At 72.6% G+C, this 17,256-nt stretch carries 15 protein-coding genes; 13 read left to right on the forward strand and 2 right to left on the reverse strand.

Annotated features, from left to right (window positions below; all coding sequences use genetic code 11):
- The first annotated feature begins 2 nt into the window (after positions 1-2).
- The 8 genes from SM573_RS18170 (at position 3) to SM573_RS18205 (ending at position 9,788) form a co-directional block, all read left to right on the forward strand.
- Entirely contained in the window at positions 3-737 is a 735-nt protein-coding gene (locus SM573_RS18170; RefSeq protein ID WP_474616656.1) for a cupin domain-containing protein, read from the forward strand.
- Positions 738-794: 57 nt separating this feature from the next.
- The gene (locus SM573_RS18175) at positions 795-2,303 is read left to right on the forward strand and encodes a pyridoxal phosphate-dependent decarboxylase family protein (protein ID WP_474616657.1); all 1,509 of its coding nucleotides are present in this window, start codon (positions 795-797) and stop codon (positions 2,301-2,303) included.
- 129 nt (positions 2,304-2,432) lie between these two features.
- Positions 2,433-4,109, forward strand: coding sequence for an ABC transporter substrate-binding protein (locus tag SM573_RS18180; RefSeq protein WP_474616658.1), 1,677 nt, complete (start codon positions 2,433-2,435; stop codon positions 4,107-4,109).
- A 7-nt stretch (positions 4,110-4,116) separates the two neighbouring features.
- On the forward strand, positions 4,117-5,073 hold the full coding sequence (locus SM573_RS18185; RefSeq protein WP_474609781.1) for an ABC transporter permease: 957 nt from the start codon (positions 4,117-4,119) through the stop codon (positions 5,071-5,073).
- Entirely contained in the window at positions 5,070-5,954 is an 885-nt protein-coding gene (locus SM573_RS18190) for an ABC transporter permease (RefSeq protein WP_474609780.1), read from the forward strand. The genes SM573_RS18185 and SM573_RS18190 overlap by 4 nt, the downstream gene beginning before the upstream one ends.
- On the forward strand, positions 5,951-7,003 hold the full coding sequence (locus tag SM573_RS18195; protein ID WP_474609779.1) for an ABC transporter ATP-binding protein: 1,053 nt from the start codon (positions 5,951-5,953) through the stop codon (positions 7,001-7,003). Before SM573_RS18190 ends, SM573_RS18195 begins: the two co-directional genes overlap by 4 nt.
- On the forward strand, positions 7,000-8,001 hold the full coding sequence (locus SM573_RS18200; protein ID WP_474609778.1) for an ABC transporter ATP-binding protein: 1,002 nt from the start codon (positions 7,000-7,002) through the stop codon (positions 7,999-8,001). The genes SM573_RS18195 and SM573_RS18200 overlap by 4 nt, the downstream gene beginning before the upstream one ends.
- A complete protein-coding gene (locus tag SM573_RS18205) occupies positions 7,998-9,788 on the forward strand; it encodes a gamma-glutamyltransferase family protein (RefSeq protein WP_474616659.1) in 1,791 nt (596 codons plus the stop codon). Before SM573_RS18200 ends, SM573_RS18205 begins: the two co-directional genes overlap by 4 nt.
- Here SM573_RS18205 and SM573_RS18210 read toward each other — a convergent pair.
- Positions 9,770-10,471 (reverse strand): GntR family transcriptional regulator, encoded by a 702-nt coding sequence (locus SM573_RS18210; protein WP_474609776.1) that lies wholly within the window; start codon positions 10,469-10,471, stop codon positions 9,770-9,772. The genes SM573_RS18205 and SM573_RS18210 overlap by 19 nt on opposite strands.
- Positions 10,472-10,562: 91 nt before the next feature.
- Here SM573_RS18210 and SM573_RS18215 point away from each other — a divergent pair, with 91 nt between their 5' ends.
- Positions 10,563-11,258: a DUF1275 family protein gene (locus SM573_RS18215; protein WP_474609775.1), complete on the forward strand. Its 696-nt coding sequence runs from the start codon at positions 10,563-10,565 to the stop codon at positions 11,256-11,258.
- Between the two features lie 378 nt (positions 11,259-11,636).
- Here the strand turns inward: SM573_RS18215 and SM573_RS18220 are convergent, their stop codons facing one another.
- The gene (locus SM573_RS18220) at positions 11,637-12,974 is read right to left on the reverse strand and encodes a Gfo/Idh/MocA family protein (protein WP_474616660.1); all 1,338 of its coding nucleotides are present in this window, start codon (positions 12,972-12,974) and stop codon (positions 11,637-11,639) included.
- 149 nt (positions 12,975-13,123) lie between these two features.
- Between SM573_RS18220 and SM573_RS18225 the strand changes: the two genes are divergently transcribed.
- From SM573_RS18225 to SM573_RS18240, 4 genes are all read left to right on the forward strand, one after another.
- Entirely contained in the window at positions 13,124-14,365 is a 1,242-nt protein-coding gene (locus tag SM573_RS18225) for an ABC transporter substrate-binding protein (RefSeq protein ID WP_474616661.1), read from the forward strand.
- Positions 14,366-14,426: 61 nt separating this feature from the next.
- Positions 14,427-15,356 (forward strand): carbohydrate ABC transporter permease, encoded by a 930-nt coding sequence (locus SM573_RS18230; RefSeq protein ID WP_474609772.1) that lies wholly within the window; start codon positions 14,427-14,429, stop codon positions 15,354-15,356.
- On the forward strand, positions 15,353-16,249 hold the full coding sequence (locus SM573_RS18235) for a carbohydrate ABC transporter permease (RefSeq protein ID WP_474609771.1): 897 nt from the start codon (positions 15,353-15,355) through the stop codon (positions 16,247-16,249). The genes SM573_RS18230 and SM573_RS18235 overlap by 4 nt, the downstream gene beginning before the upstream one ends.
- Positions 16,246-17,250 carry a hydroxyacid dehydrogenase gene (locus tag SM573_RS18240; protein WP_474616662.1) on the forward strand — a complete coding sequence of 335 codons (1,005 nt, stop codon included), beginning with the start codon at positions 16,246-16,248 and terminating at the stop codon, positions 17,248-17,250. The genes SM573_RS18235 and SM573_RS18240 overlap by 4 nt, the downstream gene beginning before the upstream one ends.
- The last annotated feature ends 6 nt before the right edge of the window (positions 17,251-17,256 follow it).

The following is a 17,256-nucleotide window of genomic DNA, read 5'->3' on the forward strand; positions in this document are numbered from 1 at the left end:
GAATGAGCGGTCACGCCGCGCCCGCCGCGCCGCTGCCCGGCGGCGTGGGCGTCTCCCGCCTGTGCGTCTACGACACGGTGGCGCCCGACGGCGAGATCGGCGGCACGCCGCACCTGCACCTGTGCTGCGCGGAGGCGTACGTGGTGGCCGCCGGGGCCGGGCTCGTGCAGACCCTGACCCTCTCCGGCTACCGGGAGACGCCCCTGCGCCCCGGTGCGGTGGTCTGGTTCGGCCCGGGCACCATCCACCGGCTGGTCAACCACGGCGGCCTGCGGATCGTCGTGCTCATGCAGAACAGTGGCCTGCCGGAGGCGGGTGACGCCGTGCTGACGCTGCCACCGGAGCACCTCACCGACGCGGCGGCGTACGCGGCCGCCACGAGCCTGCCCGGCGGTGGCGCACCCGGCACGGACCTAACCGCCGCGTACGCCCGGCGTGACCTCGCCGTGCGCGGATTCGTGCGGCTGCGGGCCGCCACGGTGAACGGTGACCTCGGCCCGCTGCGCGACTTCCACACCGCGGCCGTCCGGCTGGTCCGCCCGTTCGTCGACACCTGGCGGGAGCGGTGGCTGGGCGGCGCGATGCGGGCGGCCACCGAGACCGGCCACCAGCTCGACGCCCTGGCCCGCGGGGAGGCGCCGCACCTGGCCGAGGCGGAGGTGCACCACGTCGGTGCGCCGCACGAGCGCGGCCGCCACGGCATGTGCGGCCTCCTGGACACGTACCCGACGGGCTGACGCGGCACCGTCGCGGGGGCACCACGACGTCGTAGGGACCCGCTACCCTCCGGGCCCATGAATTCGATCTCGCCCGCGCAGGGGAGCGGCGACTCCCCGCTGGACCCGTCGGCCGCCCGGATCCGCGAGATGGGCGCGCGGGCCGTGGAGTGGGTCGCGGCCTACCACGACTCGATCCGGGACCTGCCCATCGCGCCGCGCACCTCCGCCGCCGCCCTGCGGGAGCGGCTCGCCGAGCCGCTCCCCGTCGAGGGTCGTGACTTCACCGACCTGCTCGACGTCTTCCGCGACGTGATCGTGCCCGGCACCCGGCACAACGGTCACCCCCGCTTCTTCGGGTACGTCTCCGCGCCCGGCACCGCGGTCGCCTCCGTCGCCGACCTTCTCGCGTCGGCGCTGAACGCCAACCTGCCCGCGTGGCGGTCGGCGCCCGCCCCCACGGAGCTGGAGCACGTCACCATCGACTGGATCAAGGAGGCGCTCGGCTGCGACTCCTCGGCCGGCGGCCTCTTCACCAGCGGCGGTTCGATGGCCAACCTCACCGCCCTCGCCGCCGCCCGCCACCGCCACTGCGGCGACACGGTCGCGGCGCACGGCGCCGGCGCCCACCCCGCGCCGCTGCGCGTCTACGTCACCACCGAGACGCACCACTCGATCCACAAGGCGGCCGCGCTGCTCGGCATCGGCCGGGCGAACGTCCGGGAGGTCCCCGTCGACGACCGTTTCCGGATGGACGTCGACGCACTCGTGCGCGCCATCGAGGAGGACCGGGCCGCGGGCGCCGAGCCGCTCTGCGTGGTGGCGACCGCCGGCACGGTGGTCACCGGCGCGGTCGACCCGATCGCCGACATCGCCGCCGTCGCCCGGCGATACGGGCTGTGGATGCACGTCGACGCCTGCTATGGCGGCTTCGCCAGCCTCGCGCCGTCGGCCCGCCCCCTCTTCGACGGGCTCGCGGAGGCCGACTCGATCGCGCTCGACCCGCACAAGTGGCTCTATCTGCCCGCCGACTGCGGCTGCCTCGTCTACCGCGATCCCGACGCGACGCGGGGCGCGTTCAGCCTGGACGCGGACTACACCCGGGTCACGCAGACCGAGCCGGCCGAGGCGTTCGCGTTCTGGGACTACGGCCCGGACCTGTCCCGGCGGTTCCGCGCGCTCAAGGTCTGGATGCTGCTGGCCCACGCCGGCTCACGGGCGGTGGGGGAGGCCATCGAGGCCAACCTCGACTGTGCCCGGCACCTCGCGCACCTCGTGGAGGCGAGCGAAGACTTCGAGCTGCTGGCTCCGGTCGGGCTCTCGATCTTCTGTTTCCGCTACCTGCCTCCCTCGGCCCGAGCCGGGTCACGGACGGAGGCCGACGAGGCGGCCCTCGACCGCCTCAACGAGCGCATCATGGTGGCGCTGCAACAGGCCGGCAGCTCCTACCTCTCGAACGCGACGGTCGACGGGCGCTTCGCGCTGCGCGGCTGCGTGCTCAACTACCGCACCACCCGGCGCGACATGGAGGTCCTGCTGGACGACGTCCGCCGTGCCGCGGAGCAGGTGACCGGTAGCGGGAGCTGACCCGGTAACGCCCGCTTCGCCCCGGTTCGGCCATGCACGCTGGGTGGTTTCGCGGCCATCGAAGGAGGTCTTGCGCCGGCTTCGTATACAACATACGCTCCCCGAATCGCCCCCCGAGAGGAGCTCTCGATGACGAACCTCCCCTTCCGCAGATCGAGTCCACCGAGGCTGCGTCCACTCCGGACGGCGCTCGCCGCCGTCACCGTGGCCTGCGCCGTCGCCGCCTGCTCACCGGTGTCGGACAGCGGGGGCGGCACCGGGTCCGGTGGAGACCGGCCGACCGGCGAGGACTCGTTCGGCACGCCGGCCGACCCGGCCGCGGTGCGCGACGGCGGCACGCTCGTCATCGCGCTCTCCGCGGAGCCCGACGCGCTCGACCCGACCCTGTCCCGCAGCCTCTACTCGCGCTACGTCTTCCAGGCCATGTGCCAGAAGCTCTACGACGTGGACGAGAAAGCCCAGGTCGTACCGCAGCTGGCCACCGCGCTGCCGACCACCAGCGGTGACGGCAGGACGGTGACCATCCCGCTGCGCCAGGGCGTACGCTTCGCCGACGGCACGCCGTTCGACTCCGCCGCGGTGAAGACCACCCTGGAGCGTCACCTGACCAACGCGCGGTCGGCGCGCAAGAGCGAGCTCGGCCCCATCGAGGCCGTCGACACGCCCGACGCGCAGACCGTCGTCATCCGCCTGAAGCAGCCGTTCGCGCCCCTGGTCGGCGCCCTCGCGGACCGCGCCGGCATGGTCATGAGCCCGACCGCCCTGCAGAGCCTCGGCGACAACTTCGCTTCGGCGCCGGTCTGCGTGGGGCCCTTCAAGTTCGCCAAGCGGGTGCCGCAGAACTCCATCGAGGTCGTCAAGGACCCGAACTTCTACGACGCCACGAAGGTCCATCTCGACGCCATCACGTGGCGCATCCTCAGCGACGCGAGCATCCGCGCCGCGAACCTGCGCTCCGGCGACGCACAGGTGGCCGACAGCGTCTCCACCCAGGACGTCGGTGCGCTGCAGCAGGACTCCTCCCTCACCGTCCTGCAGTCGCAGTCGCTGGGCTACCAGGGCCTCACGTTCAACGTCGGCAACGTCGACGGCGTGGGTACGCCGCCCAAGGCCATCAACCGGCCCATCGCGCAGAACGCCAAGATCCGGCAGGCATTCGAGCACGCGATCGACCGCAAGGCGCTGGTGCAGGCGGTCTTCAACGGCATCCACGCCGAGGCCTGCTCGCCGATCTCGCCCGCGAGCCCGTTCTCCTCGCCCGAGGCGCAGACCTGCCCCGCGCACGACCCCGCCAGGGCCAAGCAGCTGCTCGCCGAGGCCGGCGTCCAGACCCCGTACCCGGTCACGATGCTGGCGTCGAACACCCCCGACACGCTGCGCCTCGCGCAGGCGTTGCAGGCCATGGTCAAGGAGGGCGGCTTCGACCTCAAGATCAACCCGGTGGAGTACTCATCGCTCCTCGACGAGCAGGACCGTGGCAACTTCGAGCTGCTGCAACTGGGCTGGAGCGGTCGCATCGACCCGGACGCCAACATCACCAACTTCGTCGGCACCGGCGCGAGCCAGAACGTCGCCGGCTACAGCAACCCTCAGCTGGACGACGTGCTGACCCAGGCCCGGCAGGCGAACGGCATCGAGCAGCGCAGGAAGCTCTACGGGCAGGCCGTGACGATCCTCCAGCAGGACGACGCGCTCATCTACCTGTACCGGCAGCGCAACCTCACCGCGTTCACCAACAAGATCCAGGGTCTGCAGGTCTTCCCGGACGGCGTGATCCGGGCCGCCTTCGCCGGATTCACCAAGTAGGTCGCCCGTGGCCCGGTATCTCATCACACGTGCCTGGCAGTCGGCGCTGACCCTGCTGCTGTCGACGGTCGTGGTGTTCCTCGGCGTACGCGCGCTCCCCGGGGACCCGGCCCTCGCCCTCGCGGGCGAGGACCGGTCCCCGGAGGCGCTGGAGGCGATCCGGCACCACTACGGCCTGGACCAACCGCTGCCGATCCAGTTCGCGCAGTACGTCGGGCGGGTGGCGCAGGGCGACTTCGGGGAGTCGATCCGCACCGGGATACCGGTCTCGTCGATGCTCACCACCGCCCTGCCCGTGACGGTCGAGTTGGCGCTCCTGGCGATCCTCATCGCCGCGGCGCTGGGCGTCGGCGCCGGCGTGCTCGCGGCGGTCCGCCGCGGGCACCCGGCGGAGTGGCTGGCCAACGGCCTGGCACTGGTGGGCCTGTCCGTGCCGCACTTCTGGCTCGGACTGCTCGCGATCCTCTACCTCTCCGTGGCGACGGGGCTCTTCCCGGCCTCCGGATTCGTGCCGCTGCTGGAGGACCCGGTGGACAACCTGCACCACGTCATCCTGCCCGCCGTCATCCTCGGCACCGGGCTCGCCGCGATCATCATGCGGCAGACGAGGTCGGCGATGCTCGACTCGCTCTCGTCGGACTACGTCCGCACCGCGAAGGCCAAGGGCCTGCGCCCGCGTGCCGTCGTCACCCGCCACGCCCTGCGCAACAGCCTCATCGTGGTGGTGACGATCGTGGGCCTGCAACTCGGCGGGCTCATCTCCGGAGCCGTCGTCACCGAGCAGATCTTCGGGCTCCCGGGCTTCGGCAAGATGACCATCGACGCGGTGTTCCAGCGCGACTACCCCGTGATCCAGGCGGTCGTCCTGCTCACCGCCACCGCCTACATCGTCATCAACTTCCTCGTGGACCTGCTCTACTCGGTCATCGACCCGCGTATCCGCGTGACGGGGGACCCGGCATGACCGTCCTCACCGTACCGATGGCGGAGCCCGCCGCCGACGTCACACGCCGCGCCCGGGTGCTGCGCCGGCTGCGGCGCAACCCCCTCGCCGTCGTGAGCTTCGTCGTCCTCGCGCTGGCGGCCGCGATCGCCGTGCTCTCGCCCTGGCTCGCCCCGTACGCGGTCGAGCAGACCGACTTCGCCCACACGTTCGCGCCGCCGGGCACGCCCGGCCACGTGCTCGGCACCGACGACCTCGGCCGCGACGTGCTGTCCCGCATCATGCTGGGAGCGCGGGCGTCGCTCCAGGTGGCGCTGCTCGCGGTGGCCACCTCCCTGGTCGTCGGCGTGCCGCTCGGCCTCGCGGCCGGCTACTTCCGGGCCTGGGACGCCGTCATCTCCCGCTTCACCGACCTGTTGCTCGCGTTCCCCTTCCTGATCATGGCGGTCGGCCTGGCCGCCATCCGCGGTGCCAGCCTCACCAACGCGGCCGTGGCCATCGGGATCGCGCAGATCCCGGGCGTGATCCGGGTGGTGCGGTCGGACACCCTGCGGCTCAAGTCGCTCGACTTCGTAGCCGCGGCGGTCGTGGACGGCGCCAGCGACCTCTGGGTTCTCGCCCGACACATCCTGCCCAACGCGACCTCCGTGATCCTCGTGCAGGCGACGGTCGCCATCCCGGCCGCGATCCTCGGCGAGGCGGTCCTGTCGTTCCTGGGCCTGGGCATCCAGCCGCCGGCGCCCAGCCTCGGCACCATGCTGGCCACCGCCCAGCAGTTCGCCGCCCGCGCCCCGTGGGCGGCCGTCCTGCCCGGCGTCGTGATCATGGGCTTGGCGCTGGCGTTCAACGTCTTCGGCGACGCCCTCCGGGACGCCCTCGACCCGAAGGGAGACCGGCGATGACCACGGCCGAACGGGTGGGACCCGACGTCGCCACGGCCGGCGCGCCCGTGCTGCGGGTACGTGACCTGTCGGTCACCTTCCGCACCGAGAGCGGCACGGTCTCGGCGGTCGACCGGGTGAGCCTGGACCTCGCCGCCGGTGAGATCGTCGGCATGGTGGGGGAGTCCGGCTGCGGCAAGAGCGTCACGGCCATGAGCATCGCCGGTCTCCTGCCCGACAGCGCCAGGACCACCGGCTCCGTGCTGCTGGAGGGCACCGAGCTGGTGGGCACCCGCGAGTCGGTGCTGCGTCGCGTCCGCGGCAAGGAGATCGCCTACATCTTCCAGGAGCCCATGACGTCGCTGAACCCGGTGCTCACCGTGGGACGCCAGATCGCCGAGGTCCTGCAGGTCCACGAACGCATGTCCCGACGCGCCGCCCGGGCCCGCGCCGTGGAGCTGCTGTCGCTGGTGGGGATCCCGTCCGCGGCGACACGAGTCGACAACTATCCCCACCAGCTCTCCGGGGGCATGCGCCAGCGCGTCATGATCGCCATGGCGGTGGCGTGCGGCCCGAAGGTCCTGGTGGCCGACGAACCCACCACGGCCCTGGACGTCACGGTCCAGGCCGGCATCCTCCAGGTGCTCCGGGACCTGCGCGACCGCCTCGGCACCACCATCCTCATCATCACGCACGACCTCGGCGTGATCGCCGACATCGCCGACCGCGTCGTCGTCATGTACGCGGGGCGGGTGGTCGAGCGGGCGCAGGTGACGGACCTCTTCGCCCACCCCTACCACCGGTACACCGCCGGGCTGCTGGCCGCCTCGCCCACGCCGGGGGTGCACGCCGGCAGCCAGCGGCTACAGGAGATCCCCGGTCTCGTCCCCGTCCTGTCCACCCAGCCCGACGCGTGTACCTTCGCCGACCGGTGTCCGGCCGCGGACACCCGGTGTCGGGAGGCCGCGCCGCCCCTGGAGGCGGTCGGTGCGACGGCCGGCGGCCACCTCGCGGCCTGCTGGCACCCCTGCCCGGCGCCCCGCACCCAGCCGGAGGAGACGAGCGCATGACCCCCCAGACGAACGCCCTCGAAATCGAGGACCTGGTGATGCACTTCGGGCCGGTCCGCGCCGTGGACGGTGTCTCCCTCACCATCCCGAAGGGCCAGGTCACGGCGCTGGTGGGGGAGAGCGGCTCCGGGAAGTCCACCGTGGGCCGGTGCGTGGTGCGGCTCGTGAAGCCGACCGGCGGCACGGTACGGATCGCCGGCGCGGACGTCACGCACCTCACCCGGCGGCAACTGCGCCGCCACCGCGGCGACGTGTCGATCGTCTTCCAGGACCCCGCCGGCTCGCTGGACCCCCGGATGCTGGTCGGCGACATCGTGGCCGAGCCCCTGCGGCTGTCGGGCCGGCGCGTCTCCCGGCGCGAGCGCGACGCCCGCGTCGCCGCGGAACTCGGCCGGGTGGGCCTGCGTGCGGAGGTGGCGCGCCGGTATCCCCACGAGCTCTCCGGCGGCCAACGTCAGCGGGTCAGCATCGCGCGGGCGCTGATCTCCGAACCGATGCTGCTCATCGCCGACGAGCCCACCAGCGCACTCGACGTGTCCGTGCAGGCGTCGGTGCTCAACCTCCTCGCCGACCTGCAACGGGACATCGGCTTCGCCTGCCTGTTCATCACCCACGACCTCTCCGCCGTGGAGTACCTGGCCGACGACATCGCCGTCATGTACCTCGGTCAGCTCGTCGAGACCGGCTCGCGGGCGCAGATCTTCACGAGGCCCGCGCACCCCTACACCCAGGCCCTGCTGGCGGCCGCCCCCGTGGCCGACCCGGTCCGTCAGCGGCAGCGGCAGCCCGTGCTGCTCGGCGACGACCTGCCGTCCGCGCTCGACCCGCCGTCCGGTTGCCGGTTCCGCACCCGGTGCCCGCTCGCGTTCGACCGGTGCGCCGAAGAGGTCCCGGCGCTGGTGCCGTACGGCGACGGCGTCGCCGCCTGCCACCTGGTCCAGCCGGACGGCACCCGGCCCGACGTACGCGCCGCCGACACGAGCGAGGTTCTCTCATGACGTTCACCACCAGGCCGACCCTCCAGGGCACCTTCGGGATGGTCTCCTCGACCCACTGGCTCGCCAGCCAGGCCGCCATGGGCATCCTCGAACGCGGCGGCAACGCCTTCGACGCCGCGGTCACCGCCGGCTTCGTCCTGCACGTCGTCGAGCCGCACCTCAACGGGCCGGGTGGCGAGGTGCCCGCCATCGTGACGACCGCACAGGAGCCGACGCCGAAGGTGCTGTGCGGGCAGGGGCCCGCCCCCGCGGGTGCCACCATCGCGCACTTCCGCTCCCTCGGCATGGACCTCGTGCCGGGCGCCGGCCCGCTGGCGGCGGCCGTTCCCGGCGCCGTGGACGCCTGGCTGCTGCTGCTGCGCGACCACGGGACCTTCTCCCTGGCCGAGGTGCTGGAGCCGGCGATCGGCTACGCCGGCTCCGGCCACCCGCTCGTGGCGCGGGTGGGTGAGACCGTGGCCGCCGTCCGCGCGCTCTTCGAGGAGCACTGGCCCACCTCCGCGCAGCTCTGGCTCCGCGACGGCCGGCCGCCGCGGGCAGGGGAGATGTTCGCCAACCCCGCGTACGCCGAGACCCTGCGGCGGCTGGTCGACGCCGGTCGGGCGGCCGGGGCCGACCGGGAGGCCCAGATCGAGGCCGCCCGCCGGGCCTGGCGGGAAGGCTTCGTGGCCGAGGCGGTGGACCGCTTCAGCCGGCGGCCGTTCCAGGACTCCAGCGGCCGCGCGCACCCCGGTCTCGTCACCGGCGCGGACATGGCCGCCTACTCGGCGACCTGGGAGGAGCCGGTCACCCTCGACTGGCACGGCTACTCGGTGGCGAAGACCGGGTTCTGGGGCCAGGGCCCCGTGCTGCTACAGGCCCTGGCGGTCCTCGAGGCGCTCGACGACCCCCGGGTGTACGACCCGTCGACGGCCGCGGGTATCCACGCGCAGGCCGAGGCGCTCAAGCTCGCCTTCGCCGACCGGGAGGCGTGGTACGGCGACAGCGCCGACGTGCCCACCACGGCGCTGCTGTCCCGCGAGTACGCCCGGGAGCGGGCCGAGCTGGTCGGTGAGCGGGCGTCGGCGGAGCTGCGCCCCGGGCGTCCCGACGGGCTCGATCCCCGGCTGCCGGCCCATGCCCGATGCGGTGCCGGACGGCTCGCCGAGCTGACCGACCCCACGACGGGCGAGCCGACGGTCAGGTCGGACGGCGTCACCCGTGGCGACACCTGTCACGTCGACGTCGTCGACCGCTGGGGCAACATGATCTCCGCTACCCCGAGCGGCGGCTGGCTGCAGAGTTCGCCCACGATCGACGAGCTGGGCTTCCCCCTCGGCAGCCGGCTGCAGATGTTCTGGCTGGAGGAGGGGCTGGCGTCGTCGCTCGCTCCCGGCCGCCGGCCGCGGACGACGTTGAGCCCGACCCTGGTGCACCGTGACGGCGAGCCGGTCATGGCGTGCGGGACTCCCGGCGGCGACCAGCAGGACCAGTGGCAGCTGCTGTTCCTGCTGCGGCACCTCGCCGGGGGCCGGTCGCTCCAGGAGGCGATCGACGCGCCCATGTGGCACACCGCGAGCCTGCCCGCGTCCTTCTACCCCCGGGACATCGAACCCGGCGTCCTGGTCGTGGAGGACCGGCTCGACGAGGATGTGCTGGCGACGCTGCGCTCGTACGGGCACGAGGTGCGGCTCTCCGGCGCGTGGAGCCTGGGCCGGCTCTGCGCCGTGACCCGCGACCCGGCCACCGGCGTGCTCGCGGCCGGCGCCAACCCGCGGGGCATGCAGGGCTACGCCTGCGGCCGGTGACCACCCGCCGCGCCGTACCCGCCCTCGGCGTTCTCGTACGCCGCGGCGGAGGCGGCATCAAGATGGGCGAGGGCGGCCAGCTCGGCGCGGTCCCCGTCGCCGGACTCGATGGCGTCGACGAGCTGGATGTGCTCGGCCCACGAGTGCGGCGCGCGTTCCGCGGCGCCCAACCGGAACACCCACTGCACATGGAGGTACAACGCCTTGGCGATCGACGACAGCCAGGGGTTTCCGCTGATCTGGAGGATCCGCAGGTGCAGGGCGCTGTTCAGCTCGGCGACCCGGCGCAGGTCCTGCCGCTGCGTCGCCTCGCGGCCCTGGTCGAGCAACTCCCGCAGCGCGGCCACGTCCGCCGCCGTGGCCCGCTCGGCGGCCAGCCGGGCGGCCAGCGCCTCCAGACGCTCGCGGACGGCGAACATGTCGGCGATGGTGCCGCTGCTCGGCGAGGCGACCACCGCACCCCGGCGCGGCAGGATCACGACGAAACCCTCCGCCTCCGCGACGCGCAGCGCCTCCCGCACCGGGTTCCGCGAGACGCCGAAGTCCTCGGCCAGCCGGTCCTCGGTCAACCGCTCGCCGGGCAGGTAGTCGCCGTTGATGATGGCCGTCCGCAGGGCGACGAGGACCTGGTCGCGTAGCGGCAGGTGTTGAGCGCCGAGCTTGCCCCGCAGGTCTTCCGCCACCCTTATCGCCTCTCCGTGAACCGTGCCGGCAAAGCGTATACGAAGAACAATCTGTGAAGGGCGGCCGACAGTGCCGAATACACCGCCAGACGTGAGTCCTTCCGGTGCCCGAACGACCGAGCGGGAGATCCTCCTGCGCCGCAGGCACGCCCTCGTCGTCGTCCTCACCTTCCTGACCGGCAGTGCCGACGCGGTCGGCTTCCTCTCGCTCGGCGGGGCCTTCTCCAGCGTCATGACCGGGAACATGGTCCTGCTCGGCCTCTCGGCGGGCCGGGGGAACGCGGAACTCGCCGTCACCGCCGGCGCGGCCATCGTGAGCTTCATCGCCGGTGTGCTCGCGGGTGCCCGCCTCGCCGGGGTGCACCAGCCGGACGACCCCGTCTGGCCCCGCCCGGTCAACCGGGCCCTCCTGCTGGAGCTCCTGCTCTTCGCCGTGTTCCTCGTGGTCTGGGAGGTCAACCTGCCCGAACACTCGGAGCACGTCGACCTCGCCCTGCTGATGCTGTCGGCGGCGGCGCTGGGTGTGCAGAGCAGCGCGATCCAACGGTTCGGCGTGCCGGGCCTGTCCTCCACGTACCTCACCGGCACCCTCACCACCCTGATCGGCGGCGTCGCCGCGCGCAGCCCCTGGCACCGGCTGCGACCCAAGGCGGAGATCCTGCTGGCCCTCATGGTCGGCGCCGCCGCCGGTGCCCTGCTCGCCCTGCACCAACCCGCGTGGGCACCGACGCTGCTGATCGTGCCCCTGGTGACCGTCCTCGCCGTGTCGCGGCGCCTGCCGAGGTGACCGACCGCCGGCCGTCGGCGCCGAGGGCCGGTGCGTTGACGGGCCCCGGAACGTCCACTTAGAGTAATTACGGGCTTGACCGATTCTGTCGTAATCCCGCACCCGGCGGAGTGCGGGACCTGCCCACCGGCAAGCACGGCGGACCGGTGGTCCGGAGGGGAACCACCGGCCCGCCGGGTGCCGCCGCCGGTGTTCGCCTCGACGTCTCGGGCGGCCCGCGCGGGTCAACGGGCCGCCGGGCCCGGTCGCGCACGGCCGCGGGCGCGCCGGCCGCGCCCGCGTCTTCGGCGTTCCTCCGCGCGCCCTGGCAGCAGTGCCGAACGGGGGAGCAGCCCCGCCCTCCCCGGAGAGCGGGGCTGCTCGGGCGGCGAGCCGCCCTTACCCGGAGGGCTCGACATCGACCGGCAGGCGCGAAGGCCTCGCGGGCCCACCGGGCCGCGGTACGCGCTCGGCCGACGGGTCGGGCGCGGTGAGCGCGACCGGGACGCCGCCCGCGAGCCGGCTGCGCTCGGCGGCGAAGGCCATCCGGTGACTGTCCAGCGACTCCCGGGGCCCCGACCGCACCACGGACCGGTCGCCGGTGGCGACCGCCTCGACGAACGCGGCCATCAACCGCAGGTCACCGCCGCCGTGCCCGGACCCGGCGTCCGCGCCACCGGCCCGGGTGTCGGTGGTGACCGTGGTCCCGGTGACGAAGTCGGTGACGGTGACCTGCTCGCCGTCGCCCTCCAGGTAACCGTGGGTGCCCATGATGCGGGTGCGGCGGTGGCCGCCGGGCGTGAACGCGCTCATCGTGAGGGTCGCGGTCGCACCGCCGGCGAAGGAGATGGTGACGGTCTGGTGGTCGGCCACGTCGTTGCCGCCGGTGAAGACGCAGCGGCCGTACGGACCGTCGCGCAGCGCCCCGGTCACGCCGTCCGGGGTCAACTCGCGGGTCACCACCGACAGCGGCCACTCGTGCCGGCCGGGGTCGGCCAGGCACTCCCGGTAGAAGCGGGCGGCCGAGTAGGGGCACCGCGACTCGACGGGGCAGTCCAGGCAACGCTCGGCGGCGCCGGCGGGCCGGTTGCCGGGGTGGAAGTGGTGCAGCCCGCCGACGCTGCTGACCCGCACCGGGGTGTCGTCCACGATGTAGCGCAGCCAGTCCAGGTCGTGGCAGCACTTGGCGAGCAGGCTGCTGGAGGAGGTGTCGGCGCGGCGCCAGTTGCCGCGGACGTAGGAGTGGGCGAAGTGCCACCAGCCCACCGGCTCCAGGTGCTCCACGCCGACGACGCGGCCCAGTGCGCCCGCCTCGACGTGCCGCCGCACGACGTCGGTGTAGCGGGTGTAGCGCAGGACGTGGCAGACGGCGAGCAGGACGCCGGTGCGCTCGGCCGCCTCGGCCACCGCCACGCACTCGGCCTCCGTCGGCGCGATCGGTTTCTCCAGGAGCACGTGGTAGCCGAGTTCGGCGAACCGGGCGGCGGGTTCGGCGTGTTCGCGGTCGGGGGTCGCGAGCACGACGGCGTCGGCGAGCCGGGGGTGCGCGGCCAGCGACCGCCACGAGTCGAAGCGTCCCCGCGGCGGCACGGCGTGGGCGTCGGCGAGCGTGGTGCGGTGCGCCTCGCGCGGATCGGCCACGGCCACGACGCGCGCGCGGTCCGGGGATCGCAGGGCGTAGCCGGCGTAGGTGCTGCCGCGGTTTCCGGCGCCGACGACGGCGAGGGAGACGGTCATCGGATTCCTTCGCTATTACGGGGCTGGATCGATCTGGCCAGGAATTCGTACGAACAGTAACGATGCGACCTCTATACTTTTCGACCCTAGTATCGGCCCGGACCGTAAGTTAATGTACTGCGAACCTGACTCCCCCGGAAGGATGCGAGATGCGTGTTCGCAAGAGCCTGTCGGCCGTCGCGGTGGCGCTCGTCGCCGCACTCGCGGCCACGGGTTGTGGCGGCTCCGACTCCGGTGGCTCCGGCAAGGCCACCGTGACCATGTGGACATATCCGGTGATCGTCGACGAGGCGCAACACCGCGCGCACTGGGACGAGACCATCACGGCGTTCAAGGCCGCCAACCCGGACATCGACGTGAAGGTGGAGATCTTCCCCTGGGCCAACCGGGACCAGGCGCTGGCGACGGCGATCGCCGGCAACAAGGGGCCGGACGTGGTCTACCTGATCCCGGACCAGCTGCCGAAGTACGCCCGCAATATCGAGCCCAACGACAAGTACCTCGACGACGCGGCGAGGAGCGACTACCACGAGAACGTGGTGCGGTCCGTGACCGTCGACGGCAAGATGCTGGGCGCGCCCATCCTCACCAGCGCGGCCACACCGATCTGCAACAAGAAGGTCTTCGCCGCGGTCGGCCAGGCGACCTACCCCACGAGCTGGAACGACCTGCTCGCCATGGCTCCCGCCTTCAAGGCCAAGGGCTACGACATCACCGCCTACGCCGGTGACTCCAAGCAGACGTTGAACCAGACCTTCTACCCCCTGCTGTGGCAGGCCGGCGGTGACGTCTTCGGCCCGGACGGCACGTCGGTCGCCTTCGACAGCGACGCCGGGCGGAAGGCGCTCACCTTCGTCAAGCAGCTCGTCGACGGCGGCTACGTCGACAAGACGCTCATCACCAACGTCCCGCCCATGGAGCAGACCCGCATCGGCCAGGGCAAGGTCGGCTGCGTCTGGCACGTGCCGGTGGCCGAGGTCGAGAAGCTCTGGGGCAAGGAGAACATCCAGGCCGTCCCGCACTTCACCGAGACCAAGCAGATCGGCTACGGCACCGTCGGCTCCCTGTCGATGCTCAAGGGCGCCGACGACAAGGACGCCGCCGGCAAGTGGATCGCGTTCGCGACCAACGCCGAGAACACCAAGAAGTACGACCTCGCCTCCAACTTCTTCTCGCCGCGCAAGTCCACCGGCACGCTCTACGCCGGCGACCCCCTCCTGGGCGAGCAGGAGAAGCAGGTGGCCGCCAGCACCGTCGGCCCGCTGCACGAGAAGGCCCGCGACGTCCAGGGCGTCCTCTTCCCCGAGATCCAGGCCGCCCTGCTCGGCAAGAAGTCGGTGGAGCAGGCGCTCGACGACGCGGCCAAGGCGGCCGCTCCGCTGCTCGGCTGATCCCCACGTGGCTCGCGGTGGGCGACCGACCCACCGCGAGCCGCCGAGAAAGGTTTCTCAGATGGTTGCACTACCGGGGAGCCGGGTCCGGCGCCCACCCCGGCCCGGGGGCCGGGTCTGGCGGCCACGCCGGCCGTCCGCCCGTGAGGCCGGCACCGCGCTGCTGTTCGTCCTGCCGTTCCTGTTGCTCTTCACCGTGTTCCGGTTCGGGCCGGCGATCGCCGGCGTGTTCCTCGGCTTCACCGACTACACCATCGGCGGCGACACCAGCTGGACCGGCCTGGAGAACTTCCGCAGACTCGTCGACGACCCGACCTTCTGGTCGGCGCTGCGCGTCACGGTCCTGTTCACCGCGCTGTCCGTACCGTTGTCGATGCTGGCCTCCCTCGGCATGGCGCTGCTGACCCGCCGTGCCTTCCGCGGCGCGAAGCTCTTCCGATCCATCTTCTTCCTGCCCGTGGTGACCAGCCTGGTCCTCGCCGGGGTGGTCTTCACCTGGGTCTTCGCCGAGGGTGGGCCGTGGTCGCGGGCGATGGGCGCGCTCGGCCTGCCCGCCGGGTCCTGGCTCGCCGACAGCGCACTGGTGGTCCCGGCCCTGGTCCTCGTGTCGGTCTGGTCGCGCTTCGGCTACGGGATGCTCATCCTGCTCGCCCGGATGCAGGACATCCCGGCCGAGCTGGAGGAGGCCGCCCTCACCGACGGCGCGTCGGCCTGGCAACGCTTCCGGTACGTGACGCTGCCCCAGCTGCGTCCCGCCCTGTTCTTCGTGGCGATCATCGAGACGACCGTGTCGTTCCAGGTCTTCGACATGATCTACGTGATGACCGGGGGCGGGCCGGTTCGCTCCAGCTACAGCCTCGTCTACCTGCTCTACGACCAGGGCTTCAAGTACTTCGACCTGGGCTACGCGAGCGCGATCGGAGTCGCCCTGTTCGTGATGACGATCGTCGTGGCGCTGATCCAACGGCTGACGCTCGGGAGGGAAGAATGACCGTCACCAGCACGCCCCCCGCCGCCGCCACGGCCCCCGACACGCCCGCCCGCGGCCGGCGCCCCTACCGCGTCGGCGCCGGCGGCCGCGGCTGGCGCCTCGGCCGCGCGGCCCTGCTGCTGGTCGGCGCGGTCGTCACGCTCTTCCCCTTCTACGCGATGGTCGTGCTGTCGTTCAAGCCGACCGGTCCGGTGTCCTTCCCCGACAGCCTGCTCCCGTGGCCGTTCTCCACCGAGGCGTACGACCAGGTGATCGGCGCCAAGAGCCTGCTGCGCTGGATGTGGAACACGCTCGTCTACGCCGTGGTGTCGGTGGTCGGCGTGCTGCTGTTCGCCTCGATGGCCGGCTACGCCTTCGCCAAGAAGCGCTTCCCCGGCAAGGAGACGATGTTCTGGTCGTTCCTGGCGATGCTGATGGTGCCGTACCACGTCACGATGATTCCGACGTTCATCATCATCTCCGAGCTCGACGGTGTGGACACCTACTGGGGCATGATCGTCCCGACCCTGGCCAACGCCCAGGCGGTCTTCCTCATGCGGCAGTTCATCGCGTCACTGCCCGACTCCCTGTTCGAGGCGGCCCGCCTCGACGGCTGCTCCGAGTGGCGGGTGTACGTCACGATCGTCCTGCCGCTGATCAAGCCCATCCTGGCGACGCTCGGGGTGTTCGTCTTCCTCTGGCACTGGAACGACTTCCTGTGGCCGCTCATCGTCGGCCAGAGCCTCGACATGCGTACGCTCACCACCGGCATCGCCTCCCTCCAGCAGGAGAACGTGCCGTTGAACATGCTGCTCGCCGGCTCGGTGGTCGCGTTCGTGCCGATCTTCATGGCCTACCTGGTCGGGCAGCGCTACTTCCAGGAGGGCGTCTCGACGACGGGCATCAAGGGGTGAGCGTCATCGCGGTGGCCGCGCCACCGGAGGTCCGCGACCTCTTCTTCGACCCTGACACCTGGGCGGCGCTGCGCCGGCTGGGGGAGGTCCGGCTGCCGCCCGAGGGCGCGGACGTCGGTCACCAGGCGACCCTGGCGGAGCTGCTGCGGGGCGCCGACGTCGTCGTCACCGGATGGGGCTGCGCTCCGCTGACGGCCGCGGTCCTCGCGGCCGCGCCCGGGCTGCGCCTGCTCGCCCACACCGGGGCGAGCGTGAAGCCGTTCGTCACCCCCGAGAGCTTCGCCCACGGGGTCCGCGTCACCCAGGCCGGCGACGCGATGGCGTACGCGGTGGGGGAGCAGGCCCTCGCGCTGACCCTCGCCCTGCTGCACCGGGTACACCGCTTCGACCACGCGCTGCGCGGCGGCGTCGACTGGGCGACGGCCAAGGCCGCGCCGCCGCGCCGGGAGCTGCGCGGGGCGACGGTCGGGGTCATCGGGGCGTCCCGGACGGGCCGCGCCTACCTCGGCCTGGTGCGGAGCCTGGGGGCGCGGGTGCTGGTCGTCGATCCCTACCTCTCCGACCACGAGGCCGGGGCCCTCGGTGCCGAGCGTGTCGCCCTCGACGACCTGCTCTCCCGCAGCCTCGTGGTGTCGCTGCACGCGCCGGTCCTGCCGGAGACGGTCGGGATGATCGGGGCGCGGGAGCTGGCCCTCCTTCCCGACGGCGCGCTGCTGGTCAACACCGCCCGCGCGGTGCTGGTGGACGAGGCCGCGCTGCTCGACGTGCTGCGCTCCGGCCGGATCGACGCGGCGCTGGATGTGTTCGAGGCCGAGCCGCTGCCGGTCGACCACCCGGTCCGCGGGCTGCCCAACGTGCTGCTGACGCCGCACGAGGCCGCCGGGACCGTCGGATCCCGACGGCGGGCCGGCGCGATTGTGGTGACCGAGATCGAACGGTTCCTGCGGGGACAGCCGCTGGCCCACGAGGTGCGGCCGGAGCAGCTCGACCGGACCGGCTGACCGGGC

The sequence above is a fragment of the Micromonospora xinjiangensis genome (assembly GCF_056150165.1).

What these genes read in the sequence shown, in the direction of transcription:
- SM573_RS18170 (WP_474616656.1), top strand. Translation starts at nt 3, where the DNA reads ATGAGCGGTCACGCCGCGCCCGCCGCGCCGCTGCCCGGCGGCGTGGGC.
- SM573_RS18175 (WP_474616657.1), top strand. Translation starts at nt 795, where the DNA reads ATGAATTCGATCTCGCCCGCGCAGGGGAGCGGCGACTCCCCGCTGGAC.
- SM573_RS18180 (WP_474616658.1), top strand. Translation starts at nt 2,433, where the DNA reads ATGACGAACCTCCCCTTCCGCAGATCGAGTCCACCGAGGCTGCGTCCA.
- SM573_RS18190 (WP_474609780.1), top strand. Translation starts at nt 5,070, where the DNA reads ATGACCGTCCTCACCGTACCGATGGCGGAGCCCGCCGCCGACGTCACA.
- SM573_RS18195 (WP_474609779.1), top strand. Translation starts at nt 5,951, where the DNA reads ATGACCACGGCCGAACGGGTGGGACCCGACGTCGCCACGGCCGGCGCG.
- SM573_RS18200 (WP_474609778.1), top strand. Translation starts at nt 7,000, where the DNA reads ATGACCCCCCAGACGAACGCCCTCGAAATCGAGGACCTGGTGATGCAC.
- SM573_RS18205 (WP_474616659.1), top strand. Translation starts at nt 7,998, where the DNA reads ATGACGTTCACCACCAGGCCGACCCTCCAGGGCACCTTCGGGATGGTC.
- SM573_RS18220 (WP_474616660.1), bottom strand. Translation starts at nt 12,974, where the DNA reads ATGACCGTCTCCCTCGCCGTCGTCGGCGCCGGAAACCGCGGCAGCACC.
- SM573_RS18225 (WP_474616661.1), top strand. Translation starts at nt 13,124, where the DNA reads ATGCGTGTTCGCAAGAGCCTGTCGGCCGTCGCGGTGGCGCTCGTCGCC.
- SM573_RS18230 (WP_474609772.1), top strand. Translation starts at nt 14,427, where the DNA reads ATGGTTGCACTACCGGGGAGCCGGGTCCGGCGCCCACCCCGGCCCGGG.
- SM573_RS18235 (WP_474609771.1), top strand. Translation starts at nt 15,353, where the DNA reads ATGACCGTCACCAGCACGCCCCCCGCCGCCGCCACGGCCCCCGACACG.